Below are 13585 nucleotides of genomic sequence, written 5' to 3' on the forward strand. Positions count from 1 at the left end.
CTGGAGCGGGAGAAGAGTCTCGAACTCTCGACCTCAACCTTGGCAAGGTTGCGCTCTACCAACTGAGCTACTCCCGCGTCGTCACAACAGGCAGGCATTATAGATGATCTAAACGGGTTGTCAAGGTTGCTTGCGCAAACTTGTTTCCGGACCATCGCCCTGCCCTTACAGCGCGCCACGTTCCTTGATCAAAGGCCACGCCAGGCGCATGTAATAGAACATCGACCACACAGTGAGGATGGCCGCGACCACGATCAGGTACTCGCCGACCTCCTGGGTGTCGATCACGCCCCACAGGCGGTCATGGAACAGCAGCAGCGGGATCGCAATCATTTGCGCGGCGGTCTTGATCTTACCGATCGAGCTCACCGCCACCGAGCGCGATGCGCCGATCTGCGCCATCCATTCGCGCAGCGCCGAGATGGCGATTTCGCGGCCGATGATGATGAAGGCGATGAAGTGGTCGACGCGGTCCAGGTTTACCAGCACCAGCAGCGCGCCGGCCACCATCAGCTTGTCGGCCACCGGGTCGAGGAAGGCGCCGAAGGCCGAGGTTTGATTCCAGCGGCGCGCGAGGAAGCCGTCGAACCAGTCGGTAACGGCGGCGACGATGAAGACAATGGTGGCGGCAAGGTCCTGGTCGGAACGCGGCAGCCAGTGAAGTGGGAGGTAATACACGCCCACCACCAGCGGGATAAGCGCTACACGCAGCCAGGTCAGGAGAATCGGGATGTTAAAAGGCATAAGTGCGCACAGGCTGGTTAGCGTTTGAAATAGTTGCGCCGCTAGTCTAACCTGCCCTTGGTATTTTAACCAGTTTGCTCATGCATACGTGGCGTGCGTACGTACGCACCGTCGCCCCGCGATGGCGGGAGCCTGGGCTTCAGTGGCAGATCTCATCGGGTATGGGTTCCCGCTTTCGCGGGAACGACGGGGGTGGCATCGGCAGGTCAGTGGAGCTGCTTGTAGATTTCTTCAGCCAGCTGGGTCGAAATGCCTTCCACCGACATCAGGTCTTCGACGCTGGCGTCAATCACGCCGCGCAGGCCGCCAAAGCGCGCCAGCAGGCGTTGGCGGCGTTTGGCGCCGATACCCTCAATCTCTTCCAAACGCGACGTCTGGCGCGTTTTGGCGCGTTTGGCGCGCATGCCTGTGATGGCGAAGCGGTGCGCCTCGTCGCGGATCAGCGCCACCAGCATCAGCGCCGCCGACTCCTTGCCCAGCTCCTGCTCCGCGCGGCCATCGGCGAAGATCAGCGTCTCAAGCCCGACCCGGCGCCCCTCCCCTTTGGCGACGCCGACGATCAGGCTGATGTCGAGGCCGAGTTCCGAGAACACCTGGCGCGCCATCTCGACCTGTCCCTTGCCGCCGTCGACCAGCACGACGTCGGGCATCACGCCGTCGCCATTGGCCACCTTTTCGTACCGGCGCTGCAGCACCTGGCGCATCGCCGCGTAATCGTCGCCTGGCGTGATGCCGTTGATGTTGAAGCGGCGGTACTCGCCGTTCTGCATCGCGTGGTGATGGAACACCACGCACGAGGCCTGCGTCGCTTCGCCTTGCGTGTGGCTGATGTCGAAGCACTCTATGCGCAGCGTGTCGAGGTCTTCGGCGTCGAGCGAGAGCGCATCGGCCAGCGCGCGCGTGCGCGATTGCTGCGAGCCCTGCTCCGACAGCAGCCGCGCCAGCGCGATCTCGGCGCCCTTCTGGGCCAGCTCCAGCCACTGGCGGCGTTGCCCCTGCGGCTGGAAGATCAGGTTGATGCGGTGGCCGCACTGCTCGGTCAAAGCCACCATCAGGGCCGGCTGGTCGAATTCGATATTCAGGATCAGCGTGCCGGGAATGAAGCTCTCGCTGTAGTGCTGCGCCAGGAAGGCGGCCAGTACTTCGACTTCCATCGGCGACTCGGCCACCACAGCGGCGTCGATCACGTGCGCCGGGAAGTAGGCGCGGTCGCCCAGGTGCCGTCCGCCGCGCACCATCGCCAGGTTGACGCAGGCACGCCCGCCCTGCACCACCACGGCGATGATGTCGACGTCGGCGTCGCTGCTGGCCTCCATGCTCTGCGCGTGCAGCACGCGCGAGAGCGACTGGATCTGGTTGCGCACCGTCGCGGCCTGCTCGAACTTGAGGTCCATCGCAAAGGCCTGCATTTTCGCTTCCAGGTCGGCCAGCACCTCCGACTGCCGTCCGCGCAAGAACTTGGCGGCGTTGTCGACATCGATGCGATAGTCCGCCACGCTGATCGCTTCCACGCACGGAGCGCTGCAGCGGCCGATCTGGTGCAGCAGGCAGGGACGCGTGCGGTTCGAATACACGCTGTCTTCGCAGGTGCGCAGCATGAACACCTTCTGCAGCACCTGCATCGATTCCTTGACCGCCCAGGCACTCGGGAAAGGGCCGAAGTACTGGCTCTTCTTGTCGACCGCGCCGCGGTAGTAGGCCATGCGCGGCACTTCCTGGCCGCTGAGCTTCAGGTACGGGTACGATTTATCGTCGCGGAACAGGATGTTGTAGCGCGGCTTGAGCGTCTTGATCAGGTTACTTTCGAGGATCAGCGCTTCGGCTTCACTGCTCGTCACCGTGGTCTCAAGGCGCGCAATGCGCTCGACCATCATCGCGGTGCGCGGACTGGCGAGGTTTTTCTGGAAGTAGCTCGAGACGCGCTTCTTGAGGTCGCGCGCCTTGCCGACATACAGCACGGCGTCGCTGGCGTCGTAGTAGCGGTACACGCCCGGCAGGTTTGGCAGCTTGGCCACCGTGGCCAATACCAGTTCGCGCGTGCCCGGCACTGGCAGCGCCGGCAGCGGTTCGGATGCGGGCTGTGGAATCGCTTCTGTCATTCGCTTACTCGATGCTGTTGGTCGCTAAAGGCGCTTGCGTCACGATGACGAAGGCGACGCCGTAGTCGGCTTCGTCGCTGATCGTCACTTGCGCAGTGAGCCTGTTCTCGCGCATGAATTGTTCCAGCTTGCCACTGCAGACGATGACCGGCTTGCCGCCCGGCGCGTTGAGCATCTGCGCCGAGCGCCAGGTCATCGGCATGCGCATGCCAAGGCCGATCGCCTTCGAAAACGCTTCCTTGGCCGAGAAGCGCGTGGCCAGGAAGCGCATGCCGCGCACATCATGCCTGGCGCGGCGCGCATGGAATTTGATCAACTCCTCCGGGCCGAGGATCTTTTCGGCGAAGCGGTCGCCATTGCGCGCAAGGGCTGCCTCGATGCGCGATATCTGGACGATATCGGTGCCGATCCCGTAAATCATCTTGCCTGCGCCAGCGACACGCCCAGGCGTGCGGCAATCATGATCGCCTTCATTTCGCGCACCGCGTTCTCCCAGCCGGCGAACACCGCATGGGCGACGATCGCGTGGCCGATATTAAGCTCGCCGATGTCCGCGATGGCGGCAATCGCCTGCACGTTGGTGTAGTGCAGACCGTGGCCGGCGTTGACCTTCAGGCCATGCTCGACGCCGACACGCGCGCCGGCCTTGATGCGTTCCAGCTCGAACGCCAGCTCAGGTCCGTGCGCTTCGGCGTAGCGGCCGGTGTGCAGTTCGATGACCGGCGCGCCGACGGCCGCAGCTGCGGCGATCTGCTGCGCATCGGCGTCGATGAACAGGCTGACGCGGATGCCCTCGGCCTGCAGCTGCTTCACCGCCGCCTCCACTTCCTTGTAGTAGCGGATCACGTCCAGGCCGCCTTCGGTGGTCACTTCTTCGCGCCGCTCCGGCACCAGGCACACATCCTGCGGACGGATGCTGCAGGCGAAGTCGATCATCTCCTGCGTGACCGCGGCTTCCAGGTTCATGCGCGTCATCAGCTGCGGGCGGATGGCGACGACGTCGGCGTCCTTGATGTGGCGGCGGTCTTCGCGCAGGTGCAGCGTGATGACGTCGGCGCCAGCCTGCTCGGCCAGCAGCGCGGCGCGTACAGGGTCCGGATAGACGGTGCCGCGCGCATTGCGCAAGGTCGCCACGTGGTCGATGTTGACGCCCAGGTCGATGACAGGGCCGGAAGGTTGCAGGAAGCTCATGGCGTGTTTTCTAGGTTGACTATAGCTGCATCAGGTCGATCAGGATCTGGCGGGTGTTCAGCGGCGCCCCGCCCAGCTGGTGCGCCAGCAGAAAGCGCATCAGCTGCTTGCTCTGCATCTGGGTGGCCGGATCGCCGTATTCTTCGTTGGCCATGTCGATCAGCGTCTTGCCGCTGACGACAGGCCAGGTGTCGGACGCACGCGCCATGCGCGGGCCACGCTCCGGATCGACGACGTAGTCGCTGGCCGCCTCCACCGGCCCGCGCGTGCTGGTGCAGCGGGTCAGGTCGGCGGCAACGCCTGTCTCCTTAAGTAGGGACCGTTCGAACTTTCGCAAGACCGTCTGCGCAGGCTCGTTGTGGGCCAGCTGGTTGAGCGTCGAGACGTACTGGTCGAACAAGGCGGGATGCGGGTCGTCGCGCGCCAGCAGCTTGACCAGCAATTCATTGAGGTAGAAGCCGCACAGCAGCGCGGTCTTTTCAAGCGGCAGCATGCCGCCGACCCATTCGGCGTCGATCAGCGTGCGCAGTTCGGATTTGCCGCTCCACGACGTGGACAGCGGCTGGAAGGTTTGCAGCGCGCCGCGCAGCTTGGAGTGCGGGCGCTTGGCGCCCTTGGCCACCACGCCGATGCGTCCGAAGTCGCGTGTGAACAGGTCGACGATCAGGCTGGTCTCTTTGTACGGATAGCTGTGCAGTACAAAGCCAGGCTGGCCCAGGATGCGATGGTCCGCCACCCGCGCGCGGCTACGCTTGGGCGCCGGCGCAGGCGCGCTGACGATCGGATCGGCGTCGAGGGTGGGCATGCCTGCTTGTTGGCCTCTTGCGCTTACTCGTAGCCGTAGGCGCGCAGGCCTGCTTCGTTATCGGCCCAGCCGGAGCGGACCTTGACCCAGATCTCGAGGTAGACCGGGCCGCCGAACAGCTTTTCCATGTCGAGGCGCGCTTGCGTCGAGACTTCCTTCAGGCGCGCGCCCTTGTTCCCGATGACCATCGACTTTTGCGTATCGCGTTCAACCAGGATGACCGCGAAGATGCGGCGCAGGTCGCCCTCTTGCTCGAACTTCTCGATCATCACGGTGCTGGTGTACGGCAGTTCGTCGCCCACGAGGCGGAACAGCTTTTCGCGCACGATTTCCGAGGCCAGGAATTTCTCGCTGCGGTCGGTGATGTCGTCCGGGCCGAACACGGCCGCGTTCTCGGGCAGGAAGCGCTTGATTTCGTTCTGCAGCGCGTCGAGCTGGAAACGCAGCTTGGCCGACACCGGCACGATGGCGGCGAAGTTGAACTTCGATGCGACGTTCTGCGCGAACGGCATCAGCGCGGCCTTGTCCTTGACGCGGTCGGCCTTGTTAATCACCAAAATCACCGGGACGTTCGGCGGCAGCAGCTCGATCACCTGCTGGTCGGCTGGGCCAAAGGTGCCCGCCTCGATCAGGTACAGGATCACGTCGGCCGAAATCAAGGTGTTGGTGACCGTCTTGTTCAGCGTGTTGTTCAGCGCGTTCGAGTGGCGCGTCTGGAAGCCCGGCGTGTCGACGTAGATGAACTGCGCATCGTCCAGCGTCTGGATGCCGGTGATGCGGTGGCGCGTGGTCTGCGCCTTGCGCGAGGTGATCGACACCTTGGCGCCGACCAGCTGGTTCATCAGCGTCGATTTGCCGACGTTCGGGCGGCCGACGATGGCGATATAGCCGCAACGGTAGTTCTCTGGGGTGCTTGTGCTGTTCATGCTGACTTCGTTTCTGGATGCGTTTGTTTCGGAGCCTTGCCATCGGCAGCGGCTTTCGCCGGCATTGGCGGCGGCGTTTCGCTGCTCTGGATGGTGGCGATGCCGGCCAGCTTGAGCTGCGTGGTACGTGGTTTGGATTTGCGCGCGCCGCCCGGCGCCTTGGCCAGCGCCGTTTCGGCGGCGTCGAGCGCGAGGCGCGCCGCGGCCTGTTCGCCGGCGCGGCGGCTGCCGCCACGGCCGTACACCTGGATGCCGAGCTTGGGCACCAGGCATTCGATTTCGAATTCCTGGCTGTGCGCGGCGCCGTGGGTGGCCACCACGTTATAGGTCGGCAGCGAGATTTTTTTACTCTGCAAAAATTCCTGCAGCAGCGTCTTGGCGTCCTTGCCCAGGGTGCGCGGGTCGACCGTGTCGAGGATCGGAATGTAGAAGGCGCGGATCACGTCGCGCGCGGCGTCAAAGCCGGCATCGAGGAAGATCGCGCCGAGCAGCGCTTCGAGGGTATCGGCCAGAATCGACGGACGGCGGAAACCGCCCGACTTCAGCTCGCCCTCGCCCAGGCGCAGGAACTGCGACAATTCGAGTTTCTGGGCGATTTCGTACAGCGACTGCTGCTTGACCAGGTTGGCGCGCAGGCGCGACAGGTCGCCTTCGTCGAGCGCGTTGAAGCGCTCGTAGAGTACCGAGGCGACGACGCAGTTAAGAATCGAATCGCCGAGAAACTCGAGACGCTCGTTATGCACACTGCTATGGCTACGGTGCGTCAAGGCTTGCTGCAACAGGCCAGCATCCTGGAACGTGTAACCTAAGCGCGTCTGCAATAACTGTAAATTCATCTCGATATTCTTGGTGTGGACAGCCTTACTCGGTGGCCGGTTTCTGGGCGACGGCGCCGCTTGGGTCGGTGGTGCCTGCAAAATCGATCAGCAGGCTGACATTGGCGACCAGCGGAATTCGCTTCTCATATTCAAAGCTGATTTCGGTCTCGCCGGATTCCTTGCTGATGACCAGGTCGCGCCCTTTGATCGATTCAATATTATTGATGTCGGCGTTCTTGTCGAACGAAACCTGCATTTCGCGCACCGTGCCGCCGGTGTCCTTGGCGACCGCGATGGCGTCCTTCACCGCACTATACTCCGCATACGCCGGCACCGTTTTCAGGGCGACGATTGCGACAAAGCCCATGATCGCCAACACGAGGATCAGGCCGGTCAGCGACACGCCGCGCTGGTATTTGCCAAAAACATAAGAAGTCATGTGCTTTTCCTTCAGACTAGTTTATCCCGCCAATGCGTTTTGGGTTACTAAAGTTCATCCAGACGAAGAACGCTTTACCGACAATGTTCTTATCTGGCACAAAACCCCAGTAACGGCTGTCGAGACTGTGGTCCCGATTGTCACCCATCATAAAGTAATTGCCCGCAGGAACGGTACAGGTAAATTTTTCGTAGGAAAAATCACACGCCTCACGTTTCGGGAAATTCTCGACGATGCCAACTTCAATGCCGGGCTTGTTGTCTGAATTGAGGATGCGGTGCGGGACGCCGCTGAGGTTTTCCACCAGTTGCTTGTGGTAGACCGGGCTTTCGTCGTCCAGGTAATCGTCCAGCGGCGTGTAGGCGACCGCCTTGCCGTTCACCGTCAGGCGCTTGTTTTCGTATACGACGGTGTCGCCGGGCACGCCGACGACGCGCTTGATGTAGTCCTGGCTCATGTCGTTCGGGTACTTGAACACCATCACGTCGCCGCGCTGCGGGTTGTTGACGTCCACGACCTTCTTGTTCAGGATCGGCAGGCGGATGCCGTAGGTGAACTTGTTCACCAGGATCAGGTCGCCTACCAGCAAGGTTGGCACCATCGAGCTCGACGGAATCTTGAACGGCTCGTACAGGAAGGAACGCAGCACGAACACCAGCGCGATCACCGGGAAGAAACTGCCCGAGTACTCGATCCAGGTTGGCTGGCGCAGCATCGCCGTTTCCACCGCGTGGCGGTCGACCGTGTCGACCTTCAGGCCTTCGGCCGTCAGGCGGGCGTTGCGCTCGTCGATGGCGGCCAGCGCCTTGTTGGCGGCAATCCGGCGCTGCTTGGCAAAATAGAAGATATCGAGGAACCAGATAATGCCTGTAATCACCATCAACACGAACAGGATCAGTGCAAAGTTACCCAGAATCATTTGCAGGTTCATTTATCGTCCACTTGTAAAATTGCCAGGAATGCTTCTTGCGGGATCTCCACCGAGCCCACTTGCTTCATGCGTTTCTTACCGGCCTTCTGCTTCTCGAGCAGCTTCTTCTTGCGGCTGATGTCGCCGCCGTAGCACTTGGCCAGCACGTTCTTGCGCAGCGCCTTGACGTTTTCGCGCGAGATCACGTTGACGCCGATGGCGGCCTGGATGGCCACGTCGAACATCTGGCGCGGAATCAGTTCGCGCATCTTGGCGGCGACCTGGCGGCCGCGGTAAGGGGCGTTGGCGCGGTGGACGATGATCGCCAGCGCGTCAACCTTCTCGCCGTTGATCAGCATGTCGACCTTGACCACGTCCGACGCACGGTATTCCTTGAACTCGTAATCCATCGACGCGTAACCGCGCGAGGTCGACTTGAGCTTGTCGAAGAAGTCGAGCACGATCTCGGCCATCGGCATTTCGTAGACCAGTTTCACCTGGCGGCCGTGGTAGCTCATGTCCATCTGCACGCCGCGCTTGCCGATGCACAGGGTGATCACCGAGCCGACGTATTCTTGCGGCATGTACAGGTTGACCGTGACGATCGGCTCGCGCACTTCCATGATGCGGGTCGGTTCCGGCATCTTCGACGGATTGTCGACCTTGACGATCGAGTTGTCGCGCATGACCACTTCGTACACCACGGTCGGCGCCGTGGTGATCAGGTCCATGTCGAATTCGCGTTCCAGGCGCTCCTGCACGATTTCCATGTGCAGCAGGCCCAGGAAGCCGCAGCGGAAGCCGAAGCCGAGCGCCTGCGATACTTCCGGCTCGTACATCAGGGCGGCGTCGTTGAGCTTGAGCTTTTCCAGCGAGTCGCGCAGCGCGTCGTACTGGTTGGCCTCGACCGGGAACAGGCCGGCGAACACCTGCGGCTGGACTTCCTTGAAGCCTGGCAGCGGCTCGGCGGCCGGACGGGCCACGTGGGTGACGGTGTCGCCCACTTTGGCGGCCTTCAGTTCCTTGATGCCGGCGATGACGAAGCCCACCTGGCCTGCCGAGATTTCCGGCAGCGATACCGAGCGCGGGCTGAACACGCCGACGCTCTCGACCAGCTGCGGCGAACCGGTGGCCATCAGCAGGATTTTTTCCTTCGGCTTCAGGGTGCCGTTCATCACGCGCACCAGCATCACCACGCCGACGTAGTTATCGAACCACGAGTCGACGATCAGCGCCTGCAGCGGCGCGCTCGGGTCGCCCTTCGGCGGCGGCACCTTGGCGATCAGGGACTCGAGCACGTCTTCGACGCCCAGGCCGCTCTTGGCCGAGCACTTGACCGCGTCGGCCGCTTCGATGCCGATCACGTCCTCGATTTCGGCGATGGCGTTGGCAGGATCGGCGTGCGGCAAGTCGATCTTGTTCAGGACCGGCACCACTTCCACGCCCAGGTCGAGCGCGGTGTAGCAGTTGGCCACGGTCTGCGCTTCCACGCCCTGCGACGCATCGACCACCAGCAGCGCGCCTTCGCAGGCCGACAGCGAGCGCGAGACTTCATAGCTGAAGTCGACGTGGCCCGGGGTATCGATCAGGTTCAGGTTGTAGACCACACCGTCGCGCGCCTTGTAATGCAGCGCCGCCGTCTGGGCCTTGATGGTAATGCCGCGCTCGCGCTCCAGGTCCATCGAATCGAGCACCTGCGCCTCCATGTCGCGGTCGGACAAGCCGCCGCAGATCTGAATGATGCGGTCGGCGAGGGTCGACTTGCCGTGGTCGATGTGGGCGATGATGGAGAAGTTACGTATGTTGTTCATTAACAAAACTCAAAACCAGTAGGAAGGACGGGGGCCGAAGCCGGGGCGCGCACATGCGCTGCGCCATACAAAAAAAGCGCTCCGAGGGGGGCAATGGCAATCCCCAGGCGAGCGCCTTATCGATCGGGAGGCTGGCTGAATTGGCCAACAGCATTTCCGACCACCCGCATTTTACCGGATTTCGGGGTAGAAAGCCCGGTTAATAGAGGGAAGCGGACTGATAGCAGGCGGATTCAGGCAGGATTTTTACATTATTGCAACAATTCCGAGCCGACCGGCCACGAACGGTAGGGTGGATAAGCGCAGCGCATCCACCGTGAGTCGCGTTGACGCCAATTCGGCGGATGCGCGCAGGCGCTTATCCGCCCTACGCGTTGACCGAGGCGATATATTCCTCGACCGCAGCTGCATCGAGAAAGTAATGGCACAGCTCCGGCTGCGACAAATCGCCGTACAGCACCGGCACCAGTTCGTCGAAACGCGCCACCAGCGCCTCATCCGCATCGACATCGACGACATCGACGTCGAACCGGGTGGTGTCGTCCTGCATGGCGTTCAAGGCGTCCAGCATGTCGTCGCACAGGTGGCAGTAGCTGCGCGAGTAGAGGGTAAATTTGATCATGGATAGAAACAGGCGGCAGCGCCTGGGCGCTGCCGGATTGAACAGGGGTTATTGGCGCGGCTTGATGACTTCGTAGCGCGTCGTATTGTCGCGCCGCACCAGCAGTGCCACGCTCTTTTTCGGGTCGAGCTTGGCGATGATGGCGTTGAACTGGCGCGCGTCCTTGACGTCGACGTTGTTCACCTGAAGGATCAGGTCGCCGGCGCGCAGTCCTGCCGCCGCCGCCGCGCCGCTGCTGGCGTCCACCCTGACGCCGGTTTCGCCGCGCAGCGCCGCGCGCTGGGCTTCGGTGAGGTCGGACACGGTCAGGCCAAGGGCGTTCGGTGGCGCGGCCGGGCTCGGGGCTTTCGGCGCCGCCGCGCCTGCCGCACGCTCCTCCTCCAGCTGCGCGACGTTGATCGCGATGTCTTGCTGCTGGCCCTTGCGCCACACCGTCACGACCGCGCGGCTGCCGATTGCGCTCGCGCCCACCAAGCGCGGCAGGTCCGCGCTGCGTTCGATCGGCTGGCCGTTATAGCGCAGGATGATGTCGCCGACCTTGATGCCAGCCTTGTCGGCAGGACCGCCCGGCTCCACCAGCGACACTTCCACGCCGCGCGCCCTTCCCAGGCCCAGCGATTCGGCCACTTCCTTGCTGACTTCGCCAATCTGCACGCCGATCCGGCCGCGCGTCACCTTGCCGGTTTTCCTGAGCTGGTCGGCAACCCGCATCGCTTCGTCGATCGGCACGGCGAACGAGATGCCGTTATAGGCGCCCGACAAGGTGGCGATCTGCGAATTGATGCCGATGACTTCGCCACGCATGTTGATCAGGGGTCCGCCCGAATTGCCGGGATTGACCGCGACATCGCTCTGGATCAGCGGCAGGTAATCGCCGGTGTCGCGCGCCTTGGCCGAGATGATGCCGGCAGTGACCGAGTTGTCCAGGTTGAACGGCGAGCCGATGGCGATCACCCACTCGCCCACCCGGATCTTGCCGGAATCGCCGACCACCAGGCTTGGCAAGCGGGTCGCCTCGACCTTGAGCACGGCGACGTCGGTGCGCTTGTCGGCGCCCAGCACCTTGGCCTTGAATTCGCGCCGGTCGGTCAGGGTGACGAGCACTTCGTCCGCGCCCTCGACGACGTGGGCGTTGGTCAGCACCAGCCCGTCGTTGGAAATGATGAAGCCCGAGCCGACGCCGCGCTGGACATCTTCCTGCCCCGGAACGCCACCGCGCGGTACGCGCGGCATGCCCGGCACGCCAAAGAAGCGGCGCAGGAATTCCTGCATTTCTTCGTCCGGCCCGCCCTGCCCCGGTTTGACCTTCTCGCTGGTGCGGATGTTGACCACCGCCGGGCCGACCTTGTCGATCAGGTTCGTGAAGTCAGGCAAGCCCGTCACCAGCGGTGGATTGGCTTGCGCCAGCACTGTGGCGGGTGCGAAGAACAGGCCCGCGCTGGCGATCAGCGCGGCGGACAACAGCTTGCTACCAGCGGAGGATGTCGTGGTCATGGGATGGGAAATGGTCAGGGACGATATTGTCGCCATGTTAAGCCAAATCCGGCAGCTTGTCGCGCCAGCACCGAATGGCGCTGGCGCGCGCGTTCAGGACGCGTTGATGATGGCGGGTTTGGCAGGCGGTTCGGCCGGTGCGCCATCGGCGCCGCGCGCAGGCGCCGCGGCAGTCGCTGCATTGGCGGCAGCGCGCCGGGGGTGCGCCGGCTCGGCCGCCAATCGCTCGGCCAGGCGCTCGGCAAAGCCGTCGGACAGGCTGGGCGAGGCTTGCGCGCGCAACTCGTCGCCGATGCGGAAGTAGGTGTTCCACGCGTGCTGGCCGTCGATGCTCTGCAGCGCCGCGAACGCCAGCTCGAGGTCGGCCGAAGGGAGCTCCCCATCAGACAGGGCCGAGATGTGCTCGCGGATTTTTTTGTGGGTATCCATCAGTGGTTCCATCACAGTTGGTGTGTGATCCATGTTCCATACCGAGTCTTAAGCAATCATCGCTACACCTAGTGTCGCTTGTCAACCGGGAAATCGAGCAGCGGCCTCAATTTCTCAGCGATCACTTCGCGTGCCCGGAAGATCCGGCTGCGCACCGTGCCGATCGGACACGCCATGACTTCGGATATTTCTTCGTAGCTCAACCCCTCAATCTCGCGAAGGATGATCGCCGTGCGCAATTCCAGCGGCAGCGCTTCCATCGCGGCATTGACCGTGTGGGCGATCTGCTTGCTGGCCAACAACGACTCTGGCGTGTTGATGTCCCGCAAGCTGTCCGCATCGTCAAACGCTTCGGCGCGCTCTGCATCTGCCTCCGTGGAGGTAGGGGCACGCCTGCCCTGTGTGACGAGAAAATTCTTAGCCGTGTTGATTCCGATCCGGTATAGCCAGGTATAAAATGCGGAATCACCGCGGAAGTGCCGCAGGGCACGGTACGCCTTTATAAAAGTTTCCTGGACGACGTCTTCGGCTTCGGCGGGGTCATGGACAAGCCGCGACACCAGCCGCATCAGCCTGCGCTGATACTTGCCCACCAATAGGTCAAACGCCTGCCGGTCGCCAGCCTGGACGCGCTCAACCAGCAGTTGATCACCCTCGCGTTCTGTCGTCACTGACCATGTCCTCTTGGCTGCGGCATGGGCGCGTCCCTATGCATAAGAGTTGGCCCGTTGCAATAAGTTCAAAGTATTTTGTGGAGTCTGAAAAAAACCTGATCCTGCGCTTCCTGCCCGCCAATTGCGCGGATTGCGACCGCCAATGCGCGGAACTCTTCCGCGCTGACGCTGTCAGCAAAGACCGCCACAACCACTGTTTTTCCATCATCGCCGCGCGTCAGCAGCATCAGCAAACCCGCCCATAACGTAGAGCCCGGCAACAGCCTGCACGGCGCAGCTTGAGCCACTTCTTGCGCCAGCTTATGTTGTACCGTTACACGCATCTCGCCGAGTCCAGATATATCAATCCGGCGCTTGTTTCCGGCAGAGACAAGCGCGCCGGCGGCGCCCGCTGCCGCCGCCAGGCAACAGGCGGCGATCAGCCATGGCGCGCGGAACGCACCCGGTGCGGCCAGCGGCACGCACGCCATCGCCAGGTGAATCGCGGCGGCGACGGCCAGGGTGCCGCGCAACAGGCGCGACGGCTTGACGACGGCGCTTACCGCGATGGACATGATGTGTGATGGAGGTACGCGCCGGACTTGCACAGTGCCGGGCGAAAAGAAAAACGCCGGCAAGATGCC

At 62.8% G+C, this 13585-nt stretch carries 15 protein-coding genes and 1 tRNA gene; all 16 read right to left on the reverse strand.

Features of this window, described 5'->3' with window-relative positions; translation table 11 throughout:
* Position 1 precedes the first annotated feature (1 nt).
* Positions 2-77: transfer RNA gene (locus I4X03_RS12580), tRNA-Gly, on the reverse strand.
* Positions 78-165: 88 nt separating this feature from the next.
* The gene (pgsA, locus tag I4X03_RS12585) at positions 166-744 is read right to left on the reverse strand and encodes a CDP-diacylglycerol--glycerol-3-phosphate 3-phosphatidyltransferase (RefSeq protein WP_223468589.1); all 579 of its coding nucleotides are present in this window, start codon (positions 742-744) and stop codon (positions 166-168) included.
* A 206-nt stretch (positions 745-950) separates the two neighbouring features.
* Positions 951-2843 (reverse strand): excinuclease ABC subunit UvrC, encoded by a 1893-nt coding sequence (uvrC, locus tag I4X03_RS12590; RefSeq protein ID WP_223468590.1) that lies wholly within the window; start codon positions 2841-2843, stop codon positions 951-953.
* A gap of 4 nt (positions 2844-2847) precedes the next feature.
* On the reverse strand, positions 2848-3264 hold the full coding sequence (gene acpS / locus I4X03_RS12595) for a holo-ACP synthase (protein ID WP_223468591.1): 417 nt from the start codon (positions 3262-3264) through the stop codon (positions 2848-2850).
* The gene (gene pdxJ / locus I4X03_RS12600) at positions 3261-4034 is read right to left on the reverse strand and encodes a pyridoxine 5'-phosphate synthase (RefSeq protein ID WP_223468592.1); all 774 of its coding nucleotides are present in this window, start codon (positions 4032-4034) and stop codon (positions 3261-3263) included. The genes acpS and pdxJ overlap by 4 nt, the downstream gene beginning before the upstream one ends.
* A gap of 19 nt (positions 4035-4053) precedes the next feature.
* Positions 4054-4839: a DNA repair protein RecO gene (gene recO, locus I4X03_RS12605; protein WP_223468593.1), complete on the reverse strand. Its 786-nt coding sequence runs from the start codon at positions 4837-4839 to the stop codon at positions 4054-4056.
* 23 nt (positions 4840-4862) lie between these two features.
* Positions 4863-5765 (reverse strand): GTPase Era, encoded by a 903-nt coding sequence (era, locus tag I4X03_RS12610; protein WP_223468594.1) that lies wholly within the window; start codon positions 5763-5765, stop codon positions 4863-4865.
* A complete protein-coding gene (rnc, locus tag I4X03_RS12615; RefSeq protein ID WP_223468595.1) occupies positions 5762-6601 on the reverse strand; it encodes a ribonuclease III in 840 nt (279 codons plus the stop codon). The genes era and rnc overlap by 4 nt, the downstream gene beginning before the upstream one ends.
* 25 nt (positions 6602-6626) lie before the next feature.
* Positions 6627-7022, reverse strand: coding sequence for a DUF4845 domain-containing protein (locus tag I4X03_RS12620; protein WP_223468596.1), 396 nt, complete (start codon positions 7020-7022; stop codon positions 6627-6629).
* A 16-nt stretch (positions 7023-7038) separates the two neighbouring features.
* Entirely contained in the window at positions 7039-7953 is a 915-nt protein-coding gene (gene lepB / locus I4X03_RS12625) for a signal peptidase I (RefSeq protein WP_223468597.1), read from the reverse strand.
* The gene (gene lepA / locus I4X03_RS12630) at positions 7950-9743 is read right to left on the reverse strand and encodes a translation elongation factor 4 (RefSeq protein ID WP_223468598.1); all 1794 of its coding nucleotides are present in this window, start codon (positions 9741-9743) and stop codon (positions 7950-7952) included. Before lepA ends, lepB begins: the two co-directional genes overlap by 4 nt.
* A gap of 367 nt (positions 9744-10110) precedes the next feature.
* Positions 10111-10365 carry a glutaredoxin family protein gene (locus tag I4X03_RS12635; RefSeq protein ID WP_223468599.1) on the reverse strand — a complete coding sequence of 85 codons (255 nt, stop codon included), beginning with the start codon at positions 10363-10365 and terminating at the stop codon, positions 10111-10113.
* 48 nt (positions 10366-10413) lie between these two features.
* Complete coding sequence (locus tag I4X03_RS12640) at positions 10414-11859, reverse strand: Do family serine endopeptidase (RefSeq protein ID WP_223468600.1); 1446 nt, start codon at positions 11857-11859, stop codon at positions 10414-10416.
* Between the two features lie 93 nt (positions 11860-11952).
* Positions 11953-12288, reverse strand: coding sequence for a sigma-E factor negative regulatory protein (locus I4X03_RS12645; protein ID WP_223468601.1), 336 nt, complete (start codon positions 12286-12288; stop codon positions 11953-11955).
* 68 nt (positions 12289-12356) lie between these two features.
* The gene (gene rpoE / locus I4X03_RS12650) at positions 12357-12959 is read right to left on the reverse strand and encodes an RNA polymerase sigma factor RpoE (RefSeq protein ID WP_169463482.1); all 603 of its coding nucleotides are present in this window, start codon (positions 12957-12959) and stop codon (positions 12357-12359) included.
* A 68-nt stretch (positions 12960-13027) separates the two neighbouring features.
* The gene (locus I4X03_RS12655; RefSeq protein ID WP_223468602.1) at positions 13028-13516 is read right to left on the reverse strand and encodes a protein YgfX; all 489 of its coding nucleotides are present in this window, start codon (positions 13514-13516) and stop codon (positions 13028-13030) included.
* Between the last annotated feature and the right edge of the window lie 69 nt (positions 13517-13585).

Source organism: Massilia soli, assembly GCF_016809835.1.
Taxonomy (GTDB): Bacteria; Pseudomonadota; Gammaproteobacteria; order Burkholderiales; family Burkholderiaceae_D; genus Telluria_A; species Telluria_A soli.